This is a genomic window from Brucella intermedia LMG 3301, assembly GCF_000182645.1.
Classification (GTDB): Bacteria; Pseudomonadota; Alphaproteobacteria; order Rhizobiales; family Rhizobiaceae; genus Brucella; species Brucella intermedia.
Genome location: NZ_ACQA01000001.1, coordinates 2,021,862 through 2,045,000 on the forward strand (window position 1 = coordinate 2,021,862; position 23,139 = coordinate 2,045,000).

The following is a 23,139-nucleotide window of genomic DNA, read 5'->3' on the forward strand; positions in this document are numbered from 1 at the left end:
AAATCCTTTACGGGATGAAGAAAACCGGATCGCCCTTAGCCGGTTCAGCCTGTCAGAAGCAATGCGCCTTGCTTGGCGCTGGGGAACTCCAGCCCCTCCACCGCAACGCGATTTCGTCCACGATGCTTGACCCGCATCAGGGCAAGATCGGCCCGTGCCGCCGTTTCCCACAAGGTTTCGCCGCCGCGCACCATGGCGATACCGAAGCTGCATGTCAGCTGGCGGCCTGACAGCATGAGGAACTGATGCCGGGCCACGCGCCCGCAAAGCAGATTGCCCAGTCTCTCGCATGTTTCGGCATCGCCACGGACCAGAAGAACAAATTCTTCGCCGCCAATGCGTCCGACGATCGTCGTTTCGGCTGCTATGGTTTGCAGGATGCGGGCGAACTCGACCAGAACCTGATCGCCGGTTGCATGGCCCAGTGCATCATTGATCGATTTGAAGTGGTCGATATCGGCAATGATGACCCCATGGTCGCCGCGCTGGACCTCGGCCAGACGCATGCGCGCCCGGCGTTCCAGTCCGCGACGGTTGAAAACGCCGGTCAGCGGATCGGTGTCGCGTTCCGCCTGCAATTCCTCCACCACATCGGAAGTCGTTACCGCCAGAAGGACAAGGCCGGCGAACACGCCCGCAAAGGAACCGAATATCATGACGCCCTGCCAGTAGCGCGTATGTATCAGTTCCGACGGTTGCACAATCTCATCGGGGAGGCCCAGCGCCATTCCAGCCTGCACATAGAAATGCACCGTCAATAGCAGCAATGCACCGAACAGCACCCGATCGATCGAGCTTCGACAGGCGAGATCGCGCGCCTGAATGCAAAGCACCGCCATCAGGCTGCCCAGCGACAGATGCACCGCAGGCGCAATGCGCGCGTAACCCGTATCATTTGCGATGAAAAAGACCATGGCCGCCAGGAGACCGAGCCCGATCAGGCGGGGCGCCACCCGCGAATAACGCATGCCCATCCGCATCATCACACCTTCGCAAAGCAGCCACCCGCCCATAAAATGGAGAGCCGTTGCTATCGGCGAAGTCAGGGCAAGACTGTCCGGGATCCCCGATATCGGAACCAGAAGCCCCATGGCGAAACAGCCAAAGCTGAGGCCGAAAAACAAGAGATGCCTGCGCTTCATGTCGAGCGTCCAGACGCCCGACATCGTCGCAGCAAACAGCAAGACTATAAGCGGCGGCACAAACTTCACGAACTGGCCCTGATCAGTCAAAACAAGATTGCAGAAAACGCTATTTCAGGTTGAACGTAATGTGCAATTACAAACCGGGGGCAAAGTCAAGTTAATAGCTGTCAATATTGACAAACACCAAAGCCTAAAGGAGCAATATCGAGTATAAGTGAATGCTAAAAATCATCTGAAAACAACATCATTCAGGAAAGTTCTGCTTTCACATAGTTTTTACCTTGAGATTTATCCCCAGAAGCTTTTCGGCGATCATCCGCCCGATAGGTATGGAAGATGTTGCCGCAGGTGACGGCGCGTTGCAGACGTGAAGCATTCTCTCCGTTTCCCTGAAGAGGAAATCATGCACCAGCATACCGTCATCGAGCACGGCTTGCGCGCGTATTCCCGCCCCCGGCGCGCCGAGATCGGAAAGCTCCAGCGTCGGGCAATATTTCCGGCATTCCTTGAGATAACGCGCGCGGGACGCGGAATTGCTGAACTCGGACAGTGCAGAACGCCAGTTCTTCATAGCCATCTTCCAGAAGCCGGGAAATGCAGCCATGTCCGCGACGTCGCCCGCACGGAAACTGCCCTTGTCATATCCTTCGCGGGCGAACCCGAGCACCGCGTTCGGGCCGACCGTGACGCCGCCATCGATCGTTCGCGTCAGGTGGATGCCGAGGAATGGCAGGTCGGGATCGGGGATCGGATAGATCAGATGCTTGACGATATTCGCCTTCGATTGCGGCAGGGTGTAGTATTCGCCACGAAACGGCACGATGCGGTGGCTGATATCCAGCCCGGCAAGACGCGCAATGCGGTCCGACTGCAATCCGGCACAAGCGACCAGTCTGGAAGCGCGCACGGTCTCGCCATTCACCGTCACCGCAACGCCCGTGTCATCCTCCCGGATGGCAGTCACCGGCGAATTGAGCCGCACAATACCGCCGCGCTCGACGATTTCCGCCGCCATCGCCCGCGATATTTTCGCATAGTCGACGATGCCGGTCGCAGGAACCAGAAGCGCGCCCAGCCCCGCGACCGCAGGCTCTGCCTTGCGTAGCGCCTGCTGATCCACGTGCTGGAACGCGATGTCGTTCTGGACCGCACGCCTTGCCAGAGCCTCCATGCGCTCGACCTCGTGTGGAGAGGTTGCCACCAGAAGCTTGCCGCATGTTTCGAATGGAATGGAATATTGCCTGCAAAAGGCTTTCGTGGCTTCGGCACCGGCCCGGCACAATTGCGCCTTCAATGAACCGGGCTGATAATAGATGCCGGCATGGATGACGCCGCTATTATGTCCCGTCTGGTGGCGCGCGAAATCGCTTTCCTTCTCCAGCAGAATGATCCTTGCGCCCGGCTCCGCCTCCTGCATGGCTTTTGCTGTCGCAAGCCCGACAATGCCGCCGCCGATGACGCAATAATCATAATCCGCCACGAAATCCCCTCCTCAAGCCCTCTTCCATGCCCCTGCGCCCCGCCTTGCCACGGTTCGACAGGATGATTACCTGTTACTTATACGATTGCGGCCTTGGTTGCAGCACCGCAAAATGGCATTCTTTGCCAAACCCGTTCCCCCATGCGGAGAAGTTCCATGCGCCATCAGTTCGACCTTTTTGCTCCTTCCGCGGCGGAAGGACAGGAACGGGCAGAACTGCGTCCCGCCCGCGCCAAACACGGCAAGACCACCGGTATCGACGAAGCGGAAATGGTGAAGCGGCTGAAGGAGAGCGGACGTTACCGCATCCTCCAAAGGCTAGACCCGCCGCCGACCGTTCCCGACGCCGACAGGATCGCCTTCCCCCGTCTGGGCGTTGTCGTGGACACGGAAACGACCGGCCTCAATCCAGCGCAGGAAGAAATCATCGAGATCGGCGCGGTTGCCTTCCGTTATGCCGATGACGGGTCGATAGGCGATATCTGCGCCACGTTCGGCGCATTGCAGCAACCCTCCCGGCCGATCCCGGCTGACATCACCCGCATCACCGGCATCACCGACGAAATGGTGAGGGGCCAGACGATCCCCCGCGAAAAGCTGGACGCGCTCATCGCCGAGGCCGATATCATCATCGCGCATAATGCCGGTTTTGATCGCCCGTTTCTTGAACGTTTTTCCATCGCCTTCGCCAACAAGCCGTGGGCCTGCTCGGTCAAGGAAATCGACTGGACTGCACGCGGCTTTGAAGGCACCAAGCTTGGCTACCTGATCGGCCAGAGCGGCTATTTCCATAACGGACACCGGGCCGAAGATGATTGCCAGGCCCTGCTTGCGGTGCTGAAGGAACAGTCTGGCGATACCACGCCCTTTGCCGAACTCTTGAAGGCCAGCCAGCGCGCGCGGATGCGCATCTATGCGGAGAACAGCCCGTTCGAGATGAAGGATCATCTGAAAGCGCGTGGCTATCGCTGGTCGGACGGCACTGACGGGCGTCCGAAATCATGGTGGACGGAGATCGGTGAAGAAGAGCTCGACGCCGAACTCGAATATCTGCGCACCGAGATTTATGGCTGGCGCGACGCCGACCCGCTGGTCCAGAAGCTCACCGCCATGGACCGTTACAAGGAACGCGCGCCGCTTCGCCCGAAGAAGTAACCGCCCCCAACATCCCGAGCGCCTGCCCATCTCCCTCATCCTGAGGAGGTGACCTGAGCTTGTCGAAGGTCACCGTCTCGAAGGATAGGAGATGGCCCCTCGCCCTTCGAGATGGCGCTTCGCGCCTCCTCAGGATGAGGGGCAGGATTTGGCAGTCACGCAATAACTGGCCACGGCCTCTGCGCTGGCCGCATCTCCTCATAGGCTTTTGCAAGGCGCAATACGCCCAGATCATCGAAACGCTGGCCGAAAATCTGCAAGCCGATGGGCAAGCCCTTGGCCGTGTAACCGCAATTGATCGAAATCGCGGGCTGCTCCGACATGTTCATCGCCACGGTGAAGGCAATATGTTCGAAGGGACGCTGCGGGTCGTTGACCGGAGACGCCCATTCCGCCGGATAGGTCGGCATGGGCGCGGTAGGCGAAATGATGAAGTCGAAGCCCTTGGAAGCGGCAAGCGCCGCATTGCGCATCGCATCCATCTGGGCAAAGCCGAGATAGACTTCTTCGCCCGTTAAGCCCTCGGCGGTTTCCGTCCACTGATAGATATATGGCAGAATCTTCGCACGGTTTTCCGGCGTCATTTTCCTGATGTCCGACCACGACCGCGCGCGCCAGAAACGATCCAGACCGTCGATCATGGTGCGGTTCAGAAATGGCGCAACAGGCTCGATGATCGCGCCCGCATCGGCAAGCAATTTCGCTGCGGCTTCAACGGCGGCGCGGGTTTCATCCCCCACCGGCTCGCCGAAACCGGCATCGAGCCACAGGCCGATCTTCAAGCCCTTCACATCGATGTCGAGGCTCATCCAGTCGATGTCCTGATAGGGCAGGCTCATGCCATCGCGACGATCAGGTCTTGAAAGCACCGACATGTAAAGCGCGCTGTCAGCGACAGTGCGCGTCATCGGCCCGGCCACGCGACCGAGAAATGGCGGATCGATGGGAATGCGCCCGAAGGAAGGCTTCAGTCCAACGAGGCCGCACCAGCCTGCAGGCAGGCGGATCGAGCCACCAATATCCGTGCCGATATGCAACGGACCGTAACCGGCCGCACCGGCGCTGCCCGCACCGGCACTTGATCCGCCCGGATTGGTGCCGAGGTCCCATGGATTGCGCGCAAGCTTGTGGAAGCTCGACAGGCCGGAAGACAACATGCCAAGATCAGGCATGGTCGTCTTGGCCAGCAGCACGCCGCCAGCCTCGCGCGTGCGCGCTGCAGGCGGGGCGTCGGCGCTGGCAGGCTTCAGCGGCAGCGCCGCGCAGCCGAGCGGAACAGCCGTGCCTTCCGTCGCGATATTTTCCTTGATCGTCAGCGGAACGCCATCGATGGGTCCGGCAGGCTCGCCCTTTGCCCAGCGCGCTTCCGAGGCCTTGGCCGAAACACGTGCGGCGTCGGGATCGTAAGCCCAAAGCGCATTCAGCTTCGGCTCATAGGCTTCGATGCGGGCGATGACGGCTTCCGTGACCTCGACCGGCGAAAGCGACTTCGCCTTATAGGCGGACACGAGTTCGACGGCTGACAAATCGGCTGGATTCGACATTGGGATTTCCTCAAATCACTCAGGCAATTTCAGTGTGGAGCTTGGACGTCGCACTCGCTTGCGGCGACCGGAGAACGGCTTCGGCACGGCGTCGACAAGTGCCCGCGTATAGTCATGCCGGGGATTGTCGAAGACTTCGTTCGTCGGTCCCTGCTCGACAATATTGCCGCGATAGATCACGGCGACGCGGTCGGTGATGGCGCGCACGACACCCAGATCGTGGCTGATGAACAGATAGGAAAGGCCGAACTTTTCCTGCAGATCCATCATCAGGTTCAGCACCTGCGCCTGAATGGAAACGTCAAGCGCCGACACCGGCTCGTCCGCGACGATCAAAGCGGGCTTGGTAATCAGGGCGCGCGCGATGGCGATACGCTGGCGTTGCCCGCCCGAAAACTCGTGCGGATATTTTTCCGCCGATGCCTTCGGCAAGCCAACCGCTTCCAGCACTTCCGCCACGCGGTCGTCGCGGTCTTTGGAACTGGTGCCGCTTTCCAGCGACACAATCGGCTCGGAAATGATGCGCTTGACCGTATGGCGCGGGTCGAGCGAGCCATAGGGGTCCTGAAAGATCGCCTGAAAGCCCTTGCGCGCCTCACGCAAGCCAGCGCGATCAAGCGCATAGATATCCTGCCCGTTGATGAGAATTTGTCCCGCTTGCGGACGCTCCAGCCCCATGACGGCGCGGGCCAGCGTGGACTTGCCGGAGCCGCTTTCACCCACGATGCCAAGGCTTTGCCCGGCTTCGATCTCGACATTCACCCCATGCAGGACACGCAACGCGCCCGGTTTTGAAAAAAATGACGGACGGGGCAGCTGGTATTCGCGCACCACATCGCGCACCTGCAAGATCATCTTGCTCATGCGAGCACCTCGCCGTCTCGCGGATGAATACAGGCGGCACGATGCGCGATCCCGTCGTTCTCACCGATGAAATCGAGCGGCGGTATCGCCTTGCGGCAATCCTCCTGCACAAAGGCGCAGCGGTCAGCAAAGGTACAATAGGGCGGGCGCGCCAGCGGGTCCGGCACGACGCCGGGGATAGCGGCAAGGCGCTGGCGCCCCGTGCCGTGGCTGCGCACCAGCGCCGCACCATGTGGCGAAGCCTGGAACAGCCCCCGGGCATAAGGATGCGCCATGCGATTGAACACCGCTTCCGTGCGTCCCGTCTCGACGATGCGGCCCGCATACATGACGGCGATGCGGTCGGTCATTTCCGAAACCACGCCGAGGTCGTGGGTGATAAGCATCAGGGCCGTGCCGGTCTCGTCAATCAGTTCGTCCATCAGGTCGAGTATCTGCGCCTGAACGGTGACGTCGAGTGCCGTTGTCGGTTCGTCGGCAATCAGCAGGTCGGGCTCGCAGGCAATCGCCATGGCGATCATCACGCGCTGGCGTTGCCCGCCGGAAAGCTGATGCGGATAGAGATCGAGATTGAAGCGGGGCGCAGGCAGCCCGACGCGATCAAGCAGCCGACGCGCTTCACGCTCCGCATCGGCGCGGCTCTCACCCATATGCAGGCGGCGTCCTTCGGCAATCTGCGCGCCTATGGTCTTGACCGGATTGAGCGCGGTCATCGGTTCCTGAAAGATCATCGCCATGCGCCGTCCGCGCATCTTGCAGAGTTCCGCTTCCGGCATGGCGGCAAGGTCCTCGCCGTCGAAACGCAACGTGCCACGCACGCGCATCCGGTCGGGCAGCAGGCCCATGGCGGCAAGGGCGGTGATCGACTTGCCGCTGCCGGATTCACCCACCACGCCAAGGCGTTCACCGCGATTGAGCGTCAGGGTAATGTCGGACACGATATCCGCGAGTTTGAGCCCGATGGGCAGTTCGACGGACATATTGTCCATTTCAAGCAAAGGTGTTGTCATCTCTGCCTCCTGACGCGCGGATCGAGCACATCACGCAATCCATCGCCCAGCATGTTGAGGCCAAGCACGGCGAGCGTGATGGCGAGCCCGGGGAAGATGGCGAGCCATGGCGCATCATAGATGAAAGTCTGCGCATCGTTGAGCATCTTGCCCCAGCTCGGCATCGGCGGCTGGGTGCCAAGCCCGACATAGGAAAGGCCCGCTTCCGCGACGATGGCCAGCGCAAACTGGATCGTCGCCTGCACGATCAGCACATGGTTGATGTTGGGCAGCACATGCAAAAGCGTGATCGATATATCGCCGCGCCCCGCACAACGCGCCGCCTGCACATATTCACGCTTCCAAAGCCCCAATGATGCGCCGCGTGTGACGCGCGCGAACACAGGAATGTTGAAGATGCCGATGGCGATCATCGCATTGACCGCGCCGGGCCCGAAAATGGCAGTGATGATGACGGCGGTAAGAAGCGCTGGAAACGCGAAGGCGAGATCGGTCATGCGCATGACGAAACCATCGATCAGCCCGCCGCGTGCCGCTGCAAGCGACCCGAGTGGAATACCGATACCGGCCCCAACCAGCACCGCGATGATCGATACGGCGATGGAATTGCGCGCACCGACCATGATCATGGAAAACACATCGCGCCCAAAATTATCCGTGCCGAAGAGGTGATTGAGGCTCGGCCCTTGCAACTTGTCGCGGAAGTTCATCGCCGTCGGCGAATAAGGCGTCCAGACATAGGAGATGACGGCCATCGCGACCAGAATGATCGTGATGAGTGAGCCTAGAGCCAAACTGCGGCTGGTCAGTATGGTCTTGAATATGCCCGGTTTCGGGAAAGCCTGCGCCTCACTCATCGGCTGCCTCCCGTCGAAAGGCGCGGATCGATGAAGCCATAGACAAGATCGACGATGAAATTGACGGCAATCACCGAAGCGGCAAGCAGCGTCACCAGCGACTGCACGGTGATGAGATCGCGCTGCGCGATGGCTTGAAACACCAGCCTTCCAAGGCCGGGGAGATTGAAGACATTTTCGATGATGATGGTTCCCGCCAGCAGAAAGGAAAATTGCAGCCCGATGATGGTGACGACCGGGATCAGCGCATTGGGCACCGCATGACGCCAGAGCGCGGCCTTGCGCGTCAGGCCCTTGGCGCGGGCAGTGCGCACGAAATCCTCCCCCAGTGTCTCGATGACGGCGGATCGGGTTACGCGGGCCAGAATGGCGGCAAGCGGCAGCGCAAGCGCCAATGCGGGAAGGAACAGCGAACGGATACCGTTCCAGAACCCGCCTTCCCAGCCCGCGAAACCCGAAGCCGGAAACCAGCCAAGCTGCAAGGCAAAAAGCAGGATCAAAAGCAGACCAAGCCAGAAATTCGGAATTGCGACACCGACCTGCGCCACGCCCATGGAGAGCACGTCGCCGGTTTTGCCGCGCTTGGAAGCGGCATAGACACCGACCGGAATGGCGACCGCGACCGACAGGACCATCGACAGCAGCGCCAGCGGCAGCGTGACCATGATGCGCGGCCCGAGCAATTCGCTGATCGGCACGGAATAGGTATAGCTCGTGCCGAAATCGCCTTTCAGAAAGCCGCCAATCCATGTGAGGTAGCGCCACCAGAGCGGCTGGTCGAGGCCAAGCTGCTTGTGAAGCGCTACCAGTGTCTCGGGCTGCGCATTGATGCCCAGGATCACCGCCGCCGGATCGCCCGGCAGCACCTGCATCAACAGGAAGACGATGACGGAAGCCGCAAGCGTCGTAAGCAGGAGCGAAACCAGTCGCCCGGAAATGTAAGCCAGCAAAACGACCTCCTTGAAAAGACGGAAATCCGCTTTCCACATTCCAATCCGCCGCACGCCCTCCCCTTATCTTTATGGGGTGCGCGGCCATCTATTTGGTCCCCCGCCGAACGTGCGACGGGGCGAGCCAGAGCGTGTCCAATCAAAACGGGCATAGGACCCGCTCCGGCTACTTGTTTCTACGCATTATCCAAGCCAAAACCGCTTCGCGCTTTTGGCTCGAAAATGCTTCGTTTATTCCGCCCAATAGGCTTGCGTCAGATCGTCAGCCGGGACCGGCATGTTCTTCCACAGGCCCTTCACATTCTTGTTCCACACACCGATTTTCGGCAGCGCATAGAGGAAGATGTTCGGCTCGTCGGCAGCAAGTTTTTCCTGCAGCTTCTTCACGAGTTCGAGCTGCTCCTCATCGCTACCAGCCTCGGCATAGGCCTTGTAGAGCGCCTTGTATTCCGGGTTGTTGTAGTTGAAGTAGTATTTGTCGCGGGCATAGATATCGAGATCGCGCGCCTCGGTATGCGCGATGATCGTCGCGTCGAAATCCGACCGCTTGAACACCTGATCCAGCCATTGCGCAAACTCGATCGGCACCAGATTGGCCTGGATGCCGACCTCCGCCAGCATGGCCGCGATGATCTCGCCGCCGCGCCGCGCATAGGCCGGTGGTGGAAGCGTGATGGTGATCGACGTGCCCGCTGGAACGCCAGCCTCCTCCAGCAACTGCTTCGCCTTGGCCGGATCATAGGGATAGGTTTCCGACAGGTCGACATAACCCGGATCGACCGGCGCATAATGCGAGCCGATTGGCGTGCCGAAACCGGAATAAACGCCTTCGATCAGCGCCTTGCGGTCAATGGCGTGGGCCAGCGCCTGACGCACCTTCACGTTGTCGAAAGGAGCCTTGGCATTGTTGAGCGACAGCAGGACCTTGCCCGCAGTATCACCCACTTCGACCTGCAACTTGTCGTCGCTCTTGAAGCGGCTGATGAGTTCCGGTGCCTGGAACATCGGGAAGACGTCGATGTCACCGGCAAGGATGGCCGCGGCAGCAGCCGACGGGTCGCTCACAAAACGGAACGTAACGGCGGAAAGCTTTGCCGGTTCGCCCCAATAGTCCGGGTTGCGTTCCAGCTCGACGCGGTCGCCCTGCACCCAGCGTTTGAATTTGAACGGGCCCGTACCAACCGGCTTGGTCTTGTTGTCGGCGGCCGAATTGGGCGCGACCATGACCGCGTCACCCCAACCCATATTGAACAGGAAATTCGAGGTCGGACGCTTCAGCGTGACAACGGCTGTCGCGGGATCGGGACATTCCGTGCTCGCAATGGGCTCGAACAGTCCCTTTTGCGCATTGGTGGAATCCGGAGCCACGGCGCGGTCATAGGAGAATTTCACCACCGGGCAGTCGAACGGCGTGCCGTCATGAAACTTCACGCCCTGCCGCAACTTGAACGTATAGGTCTTCTTGTCGTCGGAGACGGTCCAGCTTTCAGCCAGAAGCGGCTTCACCGTGCCGTCCTCGACAATGCGCACCAGACCTTCATAGAGGTTCGCATAGGTAACCTGCCGGATGCCGGCGGCGGCGTTGGCGGTCGGGTCGAGGCCCGGCGGCTCCAGCACTTCGCCGACCACCAGCGTGTCTTTTGCAAATGCACCGTTGATCGATGCCAGCATCGCGGCTGTTATCAGCCCGGCTTTCAGCAGCTTACCCATTGTTCCTCTTTGGCTCCCCTTGCCTTTTTTCCTAAATCGAACGCCCGCCATCCACGTCGAGCGCAACCCCGGTAATCATAGAGGCAGCAGGCGAGCAAAGGAAAGCCGCAGCTTCAGCCAGATCGTCGGGTTTCAACAGGCGGCCCATCGGAATGGAATCGCGGAATTTTTTGCGGATTTCCTCGGTGTCCTCACCCATGAAAGTGGTAAGAAGCGGCGTTTCACCGGCAACCGGGTTCAATGCCACCACACGGATTTTCGCCGGAGCAAGCTCGATGGCGAGCGCCTTGGTGACCGAAACCACCCAGCCCTTGGTGGCATTATACCAGGCGAGGTTCGGACGCGGACGCCCCGCGCCGGTCGAGGCGACGTTGAGGATTACGCCCTCGCCGTTGCCCTTGAAATGCGGGATGAGCTTGCGGGTCATCAGGTAGACGCCGCGTACGTTGACGCCGAGAATGCGGTCGAATTCTTCCGGCTCGACCAGTTCGGCATTTTGCGGCTTGTGGCCGATGCCGGCATTGTTGATCAGAATATCGACCTTGCCGAACTTCGACAGGGCAGCCTCCACCGCCGCGTCGACATCGGCTTCCCTGGAGATATCGGCAGCAACGGCCAGCGCCGCCTCGCCTATTTCGCCTGCCACACGCTCAGCGCCTGCCTTGTCGCGGTCCACGATAACGACCTTTGCGCCGCCGTCAGCAAAGCGCTTCGCCATGCCTTCGCCAAACCCCGAACCTGCTCCCGTGATGAGCGCGACCTTACCTTCAAGCGACACTGTAATCTCCTTAACCGTGATACACGGAAATCGTCTTCAGCGAGGCGAACCCATAGAGCGCCTCGAAGCCCTTTTCACGGCCATGGCCGGATTTCTTCACACCGCCGAAGGGCAATTCGATGCCGCCACCGGCCCCATAATTGTTGATGAACACCTGACCGGAATGGATGGCACGCGCCAGGCGGAACTGACGTCCGCCATCATTGGTCCAGATACCGCAGACGAGGCCATAATGCGTGCCATTGGCAATCGCGATGGCTTCTTCTTCGGTGTCGAAAGGCAGGATGACCTGCACCGGACCAAAAATTTCTTCCTGCGCCAGACGATGGTCGGCAGGAACATCGCGGATCAGCGTCGGCAGGACATAGGCCCCGCCTTCCGGCGCATCTTCTGCCAGCACCCCTTGCGCGGCAATGGCCAGGCCGCTTTCTTTCGCAAGAGCCAGATAGTCATCGACAATCGCCTTCTGGCGCTGCGACACGACCGGACCGACAGACAGATCGGCGCTGGCTGGCCCGACCTTCAATGCGCGGTAGCGCTCGCTCATGCGCGCGACAACTTCTTCATAAATGTTGCGCTCGACCAGAATGCGCGACGAGGCCGAGCAGGTCTGACCGGCATTCTGGATGCCCGCATTGACCAGAAACGGCAGGGCGCGGTCGAGATCGGCATCGGCGAAGACGATCTGCGGAGATTTTCCGCCAAGTTCCAGCGTCACCGGCACCGTATTCTTTGCAGCCGCAGCCTGAACCGCTTCCCCGGTACGAACGGAGCCGGTGAATGAGATGTGATTGACGTCCGGATGTTCGGAGAGCGCCGCACCGGCTTCCGCGCCAAGCCCGGTCACGACATTGAGCGCGCCTTTCGGCAGGCCGGCCCTTTCGGCGATCCTGGCAAATTCCAGAATGGTCAGGCAGGCTTCTTCGGCAGGCTTGACCACGGCTGCATTGCCCATGGCAAGCGCTGCGCCAAGACTGCGGCCCAGAATCTGCATCGGGTAGTTCCATGGAATGATATGGCCGGTAACGCCGTGCGGCTCATAGATCGACAGAACCGTAAAACCGTTCTGATAAGGCAGCGTGTCGCCGTGCACCTTGTCGGCGGACGCGCCATAAAATTCGAGATAACGCGCCAACGCCACCACGTCGGCACGCGCCTGCGTGACCGGCTTGCCGACATCCTTCGATTCCAGATCGGTCAGGAGGTCGATGTTCTTCAACACCTCTTCAGAAATGCGGTGCAGCACACGGCCACGTTCAGTCGCCGTCAACTTGCCCCAGTCGCCCGAAAGTGCGCTGCGCGCCGCTGCAACGGCCAGATCAATATCGGCCTTGGTGCCGCGCGCAATCAACGCAAGATCGCTGCCGTCGGAAGGGTTTTTGAGCGTGATATGCTCGCCGCCAACGGCATCCTGCCATTCGCCCGCGATGAAATTGCCATAACGGAGCAAGCCGGCTCCTCCCGTCTTGTTCTCATGCTTCATTTTCGTTCTCCCGAAGCGGCATTCCCGCCTCCAACCTTGCCGTGGTTGCGCGAATATGCGCCCGCGCCAGCCGCTCGGCCTCCTCGCCATCGCGCGAAGCGATGGCTTCGACAATGGCTCCATGCTCGCGGATTGCATCGCGCGCCCGATCCACCGACAGCGAAAAGGACGGCGCAAAAACCTGCGATGTCATGCGCAGAAGCGGCACGAAGGCGATCAGCGAAGCATTGCCTGCCGTATTCATCACCGCCATATGAAAATCGACGTTGGATTGGGTATAGGCTTTCGGGTCCCATGGATCGACAACCGCGCCCTGCCCCGCAACATGCGCGCGCAGCCTGACGATGTCCGCATCCGTTGCCCGTTCGGCGGCAAAACGCGCCGCGACCCCATCCAGCACTTCGCGCACCGCATAGGCATCGATCAGCCGGGTGAGATCGGCGGAAGCAACACGAACGCCTCGCCCCGGCAGGTGAATGACCAGCCCGTCACGCTCCAGAACGCGCAGAGCCTCGCGCAAGGGCGTGCGGCTGATGCCGAATTCAGCCGCGATATGTTCCTGCCTGAGTATAGCGCCCGGCGCATAATCGCCCGCATAAATCCGCTCGCGAAGTGCATCTGCCACTTCGTCCAGCAAACGGGTCTGACTGCGCCATTCAAAAGCCGCCAATATAAAAGCCTCCCAACTTTTCTGGACACAATATCCTGGATACAAAATCAGTCAATCTGAAAACGGATAGGCTTTTCAGAAATTAAATCGCGTGGAAAAGACCGGAAATTTCGTGGATGGCTCCCGAAAAGACGCAAACCGCCAAAGGCCCCATTGGGCAAATAACAGGAGACAACCCTCCGGGATTCTCACTCGCCAACGACTTCCGCCAACATGGCGGCAAGCTGGCGGATTTGTTCGGGTCCATTGTCCATGTGCCGTATGACGATTTCCATCGGTTCGACGAAGGGCAGTTCAGCGGCGGCAGGCACTACCCGATGACCAGGCAACGCCACACGCTTCGGCAACAGGCTGACACCCAGTCCCTCGGCAACTGCGCTCTGGATACTCGCCAGGCTGGAGCTGGTGAAAACCACATGCCAGCGCCTGCCTGCCCGGTCGAGTGCCTCCATCATGTCGCTGCGATAAAGCCCGTTCGGCGGGAACACGACAAGCGGCAGGGGATCGACATGCGACACGGGGAAGTCGGCGCTTTCCAGCCATGAAAGCGGTTCCCGCCAGCGCATCGTCCCGACCGTTTCGCCGCGCTTCTGTTTCACCATGACCAGATCGTATTCCCCGGTCTCGAAACCTTTCTGCAAGTCGCGGCTGAGACCGCTTGTCACCTCGAGTTTCGTGTTTGGGTGCGCGCGCATGAAACGCGCCAGCGCCGGTGTCACCAACCGCGAGGCAAAATCTTCCGGCAGGCCGAGACGGAACACGGCGGCGAGCGCCGTCCCGGTCATCGCGGCGGCTGCCTCGTCATGGAGCTGCAGGATGCGGCGCGCATAGCCCAGCAGCTTTTCCCCTGCATCCGTCGGACGCACATCATGCCGGGCACGTTCCAGAAGCGCCTGACCGGCGGCTTCCTCCAGCCTGATGATCTTCTGGCTTATCGTCGATTGGGTCGAATGCAACTGCGCGGCAGCTACCGTGAAACTGCGGCTATCGACGACAGCCACGAAGGCCCGCAAAAGATCGAGATTGAAAGCAATATTCATGAAGCCACTGAATAGCAGTTAAACATTTAATTTCCAAATATGTCACCCGGCCTGTATGAACGCAACAAGCAGGAGAACCAGCCGATGCGTCAAACGATATTCAGCTTGAGTGCCTTGGCAATGATTGCAGGGACCGTAGTCATGACCGAACCGACATTGCCCGGCCACCATGCCGCAGCCCGTGCCGAAACCTCGCTTATTCAAGCCGCGGCAGCCGGAGACCTGGCCTCGGTCAATTCGGCCATCAAGGCCGGAGCGGATCTCGAAGCACGCGGCAGAAATGGCGAGACGGCGCTTCTTGCAGCAACCCACGCAAACCACATTGATGTCGCACGTGCGCTCATTGATGCAGGGGCGGACGTCAACGCCAGGGATGCCATCAAGGACAGCCCCTATCTTTATGCGGGCGCGCGCGGACACCTCGAAATTCTCAAGATGACGCTCGCGAATGGAGCGGACCTCAAAAGCACCAACCGCTATGGCGGAACGGCTCTCATTCCCGCTTCCGAACGCGGGCATGTCGAAACGGTGCGCACGCTGATCGAGGCTGGCGTGAAGGTCGATCACGTCAACAATCTCGGCTGGACGGCGCTCCTTGAAGCCATCATGCTTGGCGATGGCGGCCAGCGCCATGTCGAGATCGTGAAGCTTCTCATCGAAGCCGGTGCCGACGTCAATCTCGCCGACAATGACGGCGTGACGCCGCTCCAACATGCCCGCAGCCGTGGCTATGCCCCCATGGTGGCCCTGCTGGAAAAGGCTGGCGCGAAATGAGCAGCGACGGCACATTTCTCGATCAGGCCATAAAGCTCGCCTTCGACAATATTGAGCAAGGCGGACGCCCGTTCGGCGCTGTGGTCGTCAAGGGCGGCGAAGTCATCGCCACCGGGGTCAACCGTATGCAGGCCGATTGCGATCCCACCGCGCACGCAGAATTGCTGGCGCTGCGCGCGGCAGGAAAGGCGCTGCGATCGCCGCGCCTCGATGGTTGCGAAGTCTATGCCAGCGGCCAGCCCTGCCCCATGTGCTTTGCCGCCATGCGCATGGCGGGTGTGGAAAAAATCCGCTTCGCCTATTCCAATGAGCAGGCCGAACCTTTTGGCCTTTCGACCGCGAAAATCGCCGCGGAACTTGCCAAGCCTCTGCATGCACAGACCGGCATCAGTTTCGAACATTCCCCGCCGGAAAACGATCCGGAACTCTATCAGCTATGGGAAAGCAAGAATAAGACTGGCGCCTGAAACATGCAGACTACCAACCACCCGGCAACCGGCGGCGGGCGCACCGCAAGCTTTGCCCTTATTGCGCTCGTCGTCCTGATCGGCCTCAACCTGCGTCCGTTCCTGACTGCACCGGGGCCGGTGCTTTCAGACATTGCGACCGATACGGGCATGGGTTTCGGCGCCCTCTCCCTGCTCACCTTTCTGCCGATGATGCTGATGGGTCTTGGCGCTTTTGCAACCCCGCGCATCCAGTCGCTATTCGGCACCCGCCGCAGCATGTTTGCAGCGCTGGCCATTCTTGGGGCAGGCTCTCTCCTGCGCGGCTTCGTGCCGGATGGCGTTTCGCTGGTTCTGACCGCCGTGCTGTGCGGCGCAGGCGTTGCTATGATTCAGGCATTGATGCCCGGTCTCATCAAGGCCAGCTTCCCATCCGCCATTGCCCCCGTGACGGGACTCTACTCAGCCATGATCATGGGCGGCGGCGCGCTCGGTGCGCGGCTGACACCATGGCTTGCGGGAAGCCAGCATAACTGGCGGTTCGCCCTCGCCGCGCTTGCCTTCCCGGCTGTGCTCGCCCTGCTGGCAGCAGTCCCCATTCTCCGCGAAACCTCGTCGTCCGGCAAAAAATCCGGAATAACCGGCCATTTGCTGCGCCGCCCGCGCACCTGGGTGCTGATGGCTGCATTCGGCCTCGTCAATGCGGGTTATTCATCCATGGTTGCGTGGCTTGCCCCCTACTACCAGTCGCTGGGGCTTGCGGCGTCCACCACCGGAAATCTCGTCGCGGCGATGGCAGTCGCGCAGGCGCTCGCGGCCTTCGGACTGCCCCTGCTCGCCCGCCGCAGCACCGACCGCCGGCCTTTCCTGTTGCTGACATTGGCCATGCAGGCAGTTGGCTTTGCTGGCCTTGCCTTTGCACCGCAACTTTCCCCGTTCTTCTGGTCGGCGATCTGCGGCGCGGGTCTCGGCGGCAGCTTTGCCCTTGCGATGATTACATCGCTCGACCATCTGCCCAGGCCGGAGGAAGCAGGCGCGCTTACCGCCATGATGCAGGGCGGCGGCTTTCTGATCGCCGCTCTCGGTCCGGTCGCCACCGCTTTCCTGCACGGATTGACCGGCTCGTTTGCTTCCGGCTGGATCATGCACCTCATTCTGGTCGCAAGCATCTGCCCGCTCTATCTGAGCTTCAATCCGCGCAAATATGCGCATGTGATGAAACTGCCAGTGCAGGCGGAAACTGGCGCATGATAGCGTTCCCCGGCCAGTTTTATCCGTCCTAACGCCGCTGCGATGCAAGCAGCATGGGGCTGTCATGGGGCTGCGGGCGCGGTGGGCTCCGATTTCATCCACAGCTTTGCGAAAGAACAGGCAAACATCTTGCACAAAGAAGCAAATTTCCCTGTTGCAATCTGCGAAGCGTTGGTCCATATAGCGCCTGCCTGACGGAAACGAACGGTTCCGGAATGACTGGCGCGAGCGGGTGTAGCTCAGGGGTAGAGCACAACCTTGCCAAGGTTGGGGTCGAGGGTTCGAATCCCTTCGCCCGCTCCAGTTTCTCAAATCAGGTTTTACGAAGGCTGCCGACAGGCGGCCTTTCGTGTTTCAGGACATCTCGTCATTTGATTTCAACTAGAGCATTTCCAGCAAAAGTGTGAAACGTCTACGCGGGGAAATCAGTTTACTGGACTGATTTCTTATCCCGCTTCGATACGTTGGATAATGCGATAAAACAAATATTTAGAGCGGTGCCGGCGATTCTGTTAGAATAGGAACCGCTCTAGATCAGCTTGAACGGCAGCCCCGTAAGAAGCGCCTTGATATAGCGCTTCTTCTGAAAATAGCCGTTGAGGGAAATACGCGGAATGGCCGCGACCAGCATCACGCCGGACTGCTGCAGCACACTAGGCTGCGTGGTTACGCCCACATCGAAACCTGCTTTTGAAACGGCTTCGATTTCACGTTCACCGACCGCCGTCTTCCAGCCATACGGATAGGCAAAGGATCGCGGCCTGTAGCCGGTATAGTTTTCAACCGAGGCGGTCGAATCGGCGATTTCCCTTGCCAGCCTGTCGTCATCCACGCGCCGCAGGTTGACGTGAGTGACTGTGTGCGCCCCAAGATGCACAAGCGGATCGCGGGCCAGGTCATGCAGTTCGGATGCATTCATCACCGATTCGTCGACGAGAGAAATCGGATCGATCCCGGCCATCTTCGCTGCTGCATCGATGCGGGCTACAGCCTCGTCTTCGTCGAAATGTTGCATGAACTGGACGAGCCTTGCGAAGGCAGCTGATTTCTGGCCTTGGCTTTGCGCGCGGACATCAACGGTACCGCCGCCGAAGTCGAACCGGAAACCGTCGGCTTCCGTTACCAGAGCCGCACTGGTTCTCCACCACATGGATCGAGTACGTTCCACAAAGCCGGTCGTGATGAAGATCGTGTAAGGAATATTGTGCCGTTCAAACACGGGCGCTGCGAATTCCGCATTGTTGCGATAGCCGTCATCCAGAGTGAAGGCGACATACTTCTGTCTATTATCGGGCTCGGAAAGCAGCTTCGGCAAATCATGCAGGTGGACGGGCACAAGGCCCGCTTCCAACGATGCTTCTATGGCCATTTCGAGCGTCTGCGGCGTAATCGAGAGAATAGCGTTCGGGTCCAGCCGGTCTGTCGCCTCTTCCGGTTTGACGTGATGCATCGTGAAGACGACACCACGTCCACCGGCAGAAGGGAAAAGCGCTTCAGCACCGGAAAAGGCGATAGCCTCCAGCCCGGCCCGGATCAGCGGATATTTCAAACTGCCCTTTATCGACCGCAGCGACATGGCCTGATTCTTTTCCCCCCAAAGGCTCCAACGGGAACTGCCTTGCCCCCGTTGGCCTATAGCAATTACGTCGCCCCGCGTGAATTGCATTCATCCATTCACGCGAAAGGCCGCACGCTGAGCGTACGGCCTTTAACATGCTCTTCGTTAACACATCAAAGCGAAGTCGAACTCTTCCACCAGTCGGTTCCACCGTCATGCGCATACTGGTCAATCTCTGCCAGCTCCTCGGCGCTGAATTCCAACCCCTTCAGGGCTCCCAGCGAATTTTCAAGCTGTGTTACCGAACTTGCCCCGATCAGCGAAGAGGTGACACGCGGGTCGCGCAGTGTCCAGGCGATAGCCATTTGAGCCAATGTCTGACCGCGACGTTCCGCAATGGCGTTCAGCGCCCGGATACGGCCCAGCAGTTCTTCGTTCTGTGCACTGGCCTTCAGGGAGCCGCCCTGATTCGCCCGCGCCCCTTCGGGAATTCCGTTCAAATAGCGGGAGGTCAGCAATCCTTGAGCCAGAGGCGAAAAGACAATGCAGCCGGTTCCGATCTCGCCAAGCGTATCGAGCAGGCCATTTTCGATCCAGCGATTGAACATGTTGTAATTGGGCTGATGAATGAAAAGCGGAACCCGCTCTTCCTGAAGGATCGCGGCCGCCTTCTGCGTCAGTTCCGGTGAATAGCTGGAAATCCCCACATAAAGCGCCTTGCCCTGACGGTGCAGATGCGCGAGCGCCCCCATCGTCTCTTCAAGCGGCGTCGTGGCGTCCACACGGTGCGAATAGAAGATGTCGACATAGTCGAGCCCCATCCGCTTCAGCGACTGGTCGAGGCTGGCGATCAGGTATTTGCGACTGCCGCCAATGCCTCCGTACGGCCCCGGCCACATGTCCCAACCGGCTTTTGAAGAGATGATCATTTCATCGCGATAGGGCCGAAAATCACTGGCCATCATGCGACCGAAATTTTCTTCCGCTGAGCCGGGAGGCGGTCCATAATTGTTTGCGAGGTCGAAGTGGGTCACACCCAGATCGAACGCCCGGCGCAGGATCGCGCGACCGTTTTCATAGACATCGCGACCGCCGAAATTGTGCCAGAGACCAAGCGAAATGGCTGGCAAATCGATACCGCTCCGACCAGTGCGGCGATAGATCATATCCGACTGATAACGGTCGGCAGCTGCAGAATAGTGCATCACGCATCTCCATCAATGAAATGATCGATCATGCGGGGAAGCCGATGCCCGTTCCACGCATGACAGACGTGGCGCCTATTTGAACCTGAAAGGCACGCGAGGCAACGGCTATCTGTTTACATCGCTCCGGCGAACACCACGCGATCGCTGTCCGGACCTGCGCGCAATCTACCGCAAGCAGGTCGCCTGATCGGAGGGCTCAATGCCGCCCAGATGACGCGGCACCGGCAGCAGCTCTGCCGGGCCGTCTTCAGCACAATCCGTCCTGCAACCCGACGAAATGGGAGAATTAGAGATTGAGCATATCGAAGAATTGGGAGCGATTATGCTTTGATGAAGGAGGATCAAAACGCAAAAAAGCCCCGTTACGTTGGTAACGAGGCTCATTCAACAACCATGGTTGCGGGGGCAGGATTTGAACCTGCGGCCTTCAGGTTATGAGCCTGACGAGCTACCGGGCTGCTCCACCCCGCGTTATGGGTGCGATATTCTGACCGGTTTTGGTATTTTTTTGGCGCTTTGAGCGTGATTTGGTCTGTTTTGCATGGGTTTGAGAAGATGAATTGATTTGTGTGCTTTGCAGACCTGGCAGCGACCTACTCTCCCGCATCTTAAGATGAAGTACCATTGGCGCTGGAGCGTTTCACGGCCGAGTTCGGAATGGGATCGGGTGCAGCCGCTCCGCCATAACCACCAGGTCGGCGAAGAACACAAATGAGAAGCTGGTTCAGGGCAGTAAGGCAGTAGGGGAATAGGGCAGTATGTTTGGTCTGCGCCTATCCTTTGCCTTTGTGCTTTGTCTTTCTGTGCAGGCGATGGTTAAGGGCTTTAGGCAACATATTGCCTTATTGCCCTACTGCCATATTGCCTTCATCGAACTTCGTTCGATGGATATTGTAAATGGGAGTGATCAAGTCGATCGAGCTATTAGTACCGGTAAGCTGCATGCGTTGCCGCACTTCCACACCCGGCCTATCAACGTGGTGGTCTTCCACGGCTCTGATAGGGAATACTCGTTTTCAGGTGGGTTTCCCGCTTAGATGCCTTCAGCGGTTATCCCGTCCGTATATAGCTACCCTGCTATGCCGTTGGCACGACAACAGGTCCACCAGAGATACGTCCATCCCGGTCCTCTCGTACTAGGGACAGATCCTGTCAATATTCCTACACCCACGGCAGATAGGGACCGAACTGTCTCACGACGTTCTGAACCCAACTCACGTACCGCTTTAAATGGCGAACAGCCATACCCTTGGGACCTGCTCCAGCCCCAGGATGCGATGAGTCGACATCGAGGTGCCAAACAACCCCGTCGATATGGACTCTTGGGGGTCATCAGCCTGTTATCCCCGGCGTACCTTTTATCCGTTGAGCGATGGCCCTTCCACGCGGGACCACCGGATCACTATGACCGACTTTCGTCTCTGCTCGACTTGTCAGTCTTGCAGTCAGGCAGGCTTATGCCATTGCACTCGACGAACGATTTCCGACCGTTCTGAGCCTACCATCGCGCGCCTCCGTTACTCTTTAGGAGGCGACCGCCCCAGTCAAACTACCCACCATACACGGTCCTGGACCCGGATAACGGGCCGCAGTTAGACATCCATATAGGCAAGGGTGGTATTTCAAGGATGACTCCACAATGGCTGGCGCCACTGCTTCAAAGTCTACCACCTATCCTACACATGCCGACACGAATGCCAGTGTAAAGCTATAGTAAAGGTGCACGGGGTCTTTCCGTCTAACCGCAGGAACCCCGCATCTTCACGGGGAATTCAATTTCACTGAGTCTGCGTTGGAGACAGCGGGGAAGTCGTTACGCCATTCGTGCAGGTCGGAACTTACCCGACAAGGAATTTCGCTACCTTAGGACCGTTATAGTTACGGCCGCCGTTTACTGGGGCTTCAATTCAATGCTTGCACATCTCCTCTTAACCTTCCAGCACCGGGCAGGCGTCAGACCCTATACGTCGTCTTGCGACTTCGCAGAGCCCTGTGTTTTTGGTAAACAGTCGCTACCCCCTGGTCTGTGCCACCCCCACATGGTTGCCCATATGAGGGTCACGCTTCTTCCGAAGTTACGCGTGCATTTTGCCGAGTTCCTTCAACGCAGTTCTCTCAAGCGCCTTGGTATTCTCTACCAGTCCACCAGTGTCGGTTTAGGGTACGGTCTATATGCAGGAGCTATTTCCTGGAACCGCTTCGCTGCACGTTCAATCCAATAAGAACGTACAACACACGCGATCCGTCACTACCTGCAGGCCCACGAATATTAACGTGGTTCCCATCGACTACGCCTTTCGGCCTCGCCTTAGGGGCCGGCTAACCCTGCTCAGATTAACTTTAAGCAGGAACCCTTGGACTTTCGGCGAGGGAGTCTCTCACTCCCTTTATCGTTACTCATGTCAGCATTCTCACTTCCGATACCTCCAGGATGTCTCACGACTGTCCCTTCACAGGCTTACGGAACGCTCCGCTACCACGCACATACGTGCATCCACAGCTTCGGTGTATGGCTTGAGCCCCGGTACATTTTCGGCGCAAAGACCCTTATTTAGACCAGTGAGCTGTTACGCTTTCTTTAAATGATGGCTGCTTCTAAGCCAACATCCTGGTTGTTTTGGGATCCTCACATCCTTTCCCACTTAGCCATAACTTAGGGACCTTAGATGGTGGTCAGGGTTGTTGCCCTCTCCACGACGGACGTTAGCACCCGCCGTGTGTCTGCCGACTAGTACTCCCCGGTATTCGGAGTTTGGTTAGGATCAGTAAGACGGTGAGTCCCCATAGCCCATCCAGTGCTCTACCCCCGGGGGTATTCGGTCGACGCTCTACCTAAATAGATTTCGCGGAGAACCAGCTATCTCCAAGTTTGATTGGCCTTTCACCCCTAGCCACAAGTCATCCCGATCTATTGCAACAGATATGGGTTCGGTCCTCCAGTACGTGTTACCGTACCTTCAACCTGCTCATGGCTAGATCACTTGGTTTCGGGTCTAATGCATCGAACTGAACGCCCTGTTCAGACTCGCTTTCGCTGCGCCTACACCTACCGGCTTAAGCTTGCTCGATACACTAAGTCGCTGACCCATTATACAAAAGGTACGCTGTCACCCAGGACGAACCTTGGGCTCCAACTGTTTGTAGGCATCCGGTTTCAGGTACTGTTTCACTCCCCTCGTCGGGGTGCTTTTCACCTTTCCCTCACGGTACTGGTTC

18 protein-coding genes, 2 tRNA genes and 2 rRNA genes (1 of these 22 cut by a window edge) are annotated in these 23,139 nt (G+C 59.0%); 5 read left to right on the plus strand and 17 right to left on the minus strand.

Going from position 1 to position 23,139, the window contains the following annotated elements:
- Positions 1–44: 44 nt before the first annotated feature.
- Both OINT_RS09700 and lhgO read right to left on the minus strand, forming a co-directional pair.
- Positions 45–1,211, minus strand: coding sequence for a GGDEF domain-containing protein (locus tag OINT_RS09700; RefSeq protein WP_036565454.1), 1,167 nt, complete (start codon positions 1,209–1,211; stop codon positions 45–47).
- A 199-nt stretch (positions 1,212–1,410) separates the two neighbouring features.
- Entirely contained in the window at positions 1,411–2,625 is a 1,215-nt protein-coding gene (lhgO, locus tag OINT_RS09705) for an L-2-hydroxyglutarate oxidase (protein WP_006467628.1), read from the minus strand.
- Between the two features lie 156 nt (positions 2,626–2,781).
- On the opposite strand from lhgO, the gene OINT_RS09710 reads away from it, so the two are divergent.
- Positions 2,782–3,780 carry a 3'-5' exonuclease gene (locus OINT_RS09710; protein ID WP_006472199.1) on the plus strand — a complete coding sequence of 333 codons (999 nt, stop codon included), beginning with the start codon at positions 2,782–2,784 and terminating at the stop codon, positions 3,778–3,780.
- A gap of 155 nt (positions 3,781–3,935) precedes the next feature.
- Here OINT_RS09710 and OINT_RS09715 read toward each other — a convergent pair whose 3' ends face one another.
- The 10 genes from OINT_RS09715 to OINT_RS09760 form a co-directional block, all read right to left on the minus strand.
- Positions 3,936–5,324 (minus strand): amidase, encoded by a 1,389-nt coding sequence (locus OINT_RS09715; RefSeq protein ID WP_006467630.1) that lies wholly within the window; start codon positions 5,322–5,324, stop codon positions 3,936–3,938.
- A gap of 15 nt (positions 5,325–5,339) precedes the next feature.
- A complete protein-coding gene (locus OINT_RS09720) occupies positions 5,340–6,188 on the minus strand; it encodes an ATP-binding cassette domain-containing protein (RefSeq protein WP_006467631.1) in 849 nt (282 codons plus the stop codon).
- On the minus strand, positions 6,185–7,198 hold the full coding sequence (locus OINT_RS09725; protein WP_006467632.1) for an ABC transporter ATP-binding protein: 1,014 nt from the start codon (positions 7,196–7,198) through the stop codon (positions 6,185–6,187). The genes OINT_RS09720 and OINT_RS09725 overlap by 4 nt, the downstream gene beginning before the upstream one ends.
- Entirely contained in the window at positions 7,195–8,055 is an 861-nt protein-coding gene (locus OINT_RS09730; RefSeq protein ID WP_006472197.1) for an ABC transporter permease, read from the minus strand. The genes OINT_RS09725 and OINT_RS09730 overlap by 4 nt, the downstream gene beginning before the upstream one ends.
- On the minus strand, positions 8,052–9,005 hold the full coding sequence (locus tag OINT_RS09735) for an ABC transporter permease (protein ID WP_006472196.1): 954 nt from the start codon (positions 9,003–9,005) through the stop codon (positions 8,052–8,054). The genes OINT_RS09730 and OINT_RS09735 overlap by 4 nt, the downstream gene beginning before the upstream one ends.
- 231 nt (positions 9,006–9,236) lie before the next feature.
- Complete coding sequence (locus tag OINT_RS09740; RefSeq protein ID WP_006472195.1) at positions 9,237–10,715, minus strand: ABC transporter substrate-binding protein; 1,479 nt, start codon at positions 10,713–10,715, stop codon at positions 9,237–9,239.
- Positions 10,716–10,746: 31 nt separating this feature from the next.
- On the minus strand, positions 10,747–11,493 hold the full coding sequence (locus OINT_RS09745; protein WP_006467635.1) for a glucose 1-dehydrogenase: 747 nt from the start codon (positions 11,491–11,493) through the stop codon (positions 10,747–10,749).
- 10 nt (positions 11,494–11,503) lie between these two features.
- A complete protein-coding gene (locus OINT_RS09750; RefSeq protein WP_006467636.1) occupies positions 11,504–12,976 on the minus strand; it encodes an aldehyde dehydrogenase family protein in 1,473 nt (490 codons plus the stop codon).
- Complete coding sequence (locus tag OINT_RS09755) at positions 12,966–13,646, minus strand: GntR family transcriptional regulator (RefSeq protein WP_006472194.1); 681 nt, start codon at positions 13,644–13,646, stop codon at positions 12,966–12,968. Before OINT_RS09755 ends, OINT_RS09750 begins: the two co-directional genes overlap by 11 nt.
- Before the next feature lie 188 nt (positions 13,647–13,834).
- Positions 13,835–14,686 (minus strand): LysR family transcriptional regulator, encoded by an 852-nt coding sequence (locus OINT_RS09760; protein ID WP_006467638.1) that lies wholly within the window; start codon positions 14,684–14,686, stop codon positions 13,835–13,837.
- A 141-nt stretch (positions 14,687–14,827) separates the two neighbouring features.
- On the opposite strand from OINT_RS09760, the gene OINT_RS09765 reads away from it, so the two are divergent.
- The 4 genes from OINT_RS09765 (at position 14,828) to OINT_RS09780 (ending at position 17,460) form a co-directional block, all read left to right on the plus strand.
- Entirely contained in the window at positions 14,828–15,460 is a 633-nt protein-coding gene (locus OINT_RS09765) for an ankyrin repeat domain-containing protein (RefSeq protein WP_230349220.1), read from the plus strand.
- Positions 15,457–15,927: a nucleoside deaminase gene (locus OINT_RS09770; protein ID WP_006467640.1), complete on the plus strand. Its 471-nt coding sequence runs from the start codon at positions 15,457–15,459 to the stop codon at positions 15,925–15,927. Before OINT_RS09765 ends, OINT_RS09770 begins: the two co-directional genes overlap by 4 nt.
- A gap of 3 nt (positions 15,928–15,930) precedes the next feature.
- Positions 15,931–17,157: a cyanate transporter gene (locus OINT_RS09775; RefSeq protein ID WP_006467641.1), complete on the plus strand. Its 1,227-nt coding sequence runs from the start codon at positions 15,931–15,933 to the stop codon at positions 17,155–17,157.
- A gap of 228 nt (positions 17,158–17,385) precedes the next feature.
- Positions 17,386–17,460, plus strand: a tRNA-Gly gene (locus OINT_RS09780).
- Between the two features lie 226 nt (positions 17,461–17,686).
- Here OINT_RS09780 and OINT_RS09785 read toward each other — a convergent pair.
- The 5 genes from OINT_RS09785 to OINT_RS09805 form a co-directional block, all read right to left on the minus strand.
- The gene (locus tag OINT_RS09785) at positions 17,687–18,733 is read right to left on the minus strand and encodes a polysaccharide deacetylase family protein (protein ID WP_006472192.1); all 1,047 of its coding nucleotides are present in this window, start codon (positions 18,731–18,733) and stop codon (positions 17,687–17,689) included.
- A gap of 155 nt (positions 18,734–18,888) precedes the next feature.
- Complete coding sequence (gene mgrA, locus OINT_RS09790) at positions 18,889–19,920, minus strand: L-glyceraldehyde 3-phosphate reductase (RefSeq protein WP_006472191.1); 1,032 nt, start codon at positions 19,918–19,920, stop codon at positions 18,889–18,891.
- 397 nt (positions 19,921–20,317) lie between these two features.
- Positions 20,318–20,394 (minus strand) — tRNA-Met (locus OINT_RS09795).
- Positions 20,395–20,503: 109 nt separating this feature from the next.
- Positions 20,504–20,618 (minus strand): 5S ribosomal RNA (rrf, locus tag OINT_RS09800).
- 208 nt (positions 20,619–20,826) lie between these two features.
- A 23S ribosomal RNA gene (locus OINT_RS09805) occupies positions 20,827–23,139 on the minus strand; it runs 630 nt beyond the window's last position.

Coding starts and splice junctions, on each gene's coding strand:
- OINT_RS09710 (WP_006472199.1), top strand. CDS start 2,782: ATGCGCCATCAGTTCGACCTTTTTGCTCCTTCCGCGGCGGAAGGACAG.
- OINT_RS09715 (WP_006467630.1), bottom strand. CDS start 5,324: ATGTCGAATCCAGCCGATTTGTCAGCCGTCGAACTCGTGTCCGCCTAT.
- OINT_RS09720 (WP_006467631.1), bottom strand. CDS start 6,188: ATGAGCAAGATGATCTTGCAGGTGCGCGATGTGGTGCGCGAATACCAG.
- OINT_RS09725 (WP_006467632.1), bottom strand. CDS start 7,198: ATGACAACACCTTTGCTTGAAATGGACAATATGTCCGTCGAACTGCCC.
- OINT_RS09730 (WP_006472197.1), bottom strand. CDS start 8,055: ATGAGTGAGGCGCAGGCTTTCCCGAAACCGGGCATATTCAAGACCATA.
- OINT_RS09740 (WP_006472195.1), bottom strand. CDS start 10,715: ATGGGTAAGCTGCTGAAAGCCGGGCTGATAACAGCCGCGATGCTGGCA.
- OINT_RS09750 (WP_006467636.1), bottom strand. CDS start 12,976: ATGAAGCATGAGAACAAGACGGGAGGAGCCGGCTTGCTCCGTTATGGC.
- OINT_RS09760 (WP_006467638.1), bottom strand. CDS start 14,686: ATGAATATTGCTTTCAATCTCGATCTTTTGCGGGCCTTCGTGGCTGTC.
- OINT_RS09765 (WP_230349220.1), top strand. CDS start 14,828: ATGACCGAACCGACATTGCCCGGCCACCATGCCGCAGCCCGTGCCGAA.
- OINT_RS09770 (WP_006467640.1), top strand. CDS start 15,457: ATGAGCAGCGACGGCACATTTCTCGATCAGGCCATAAAGCTCGCCTTC.
- OINT_RS09775 (WP_006467641.1), top strand. CDS start 15,931: ATGCAGACTACCAACCACCCGGCAACCGGCGGCGGGCGCACCGCAAGC.
- OINT_RS09785 (WP_006472192.1), bottom strand. CDS start 18,733: ATGTCGCTGCGGTCGATAAAGGGCAGTTTGAAATATCCGCTGATCCGG.
- mgrA (WP_006472191.1), bottom strand. CDS start 19,920: ATGCACTATTCTGCAGCTGCCGACCGTTATCAGTCGGATATGATCTAT.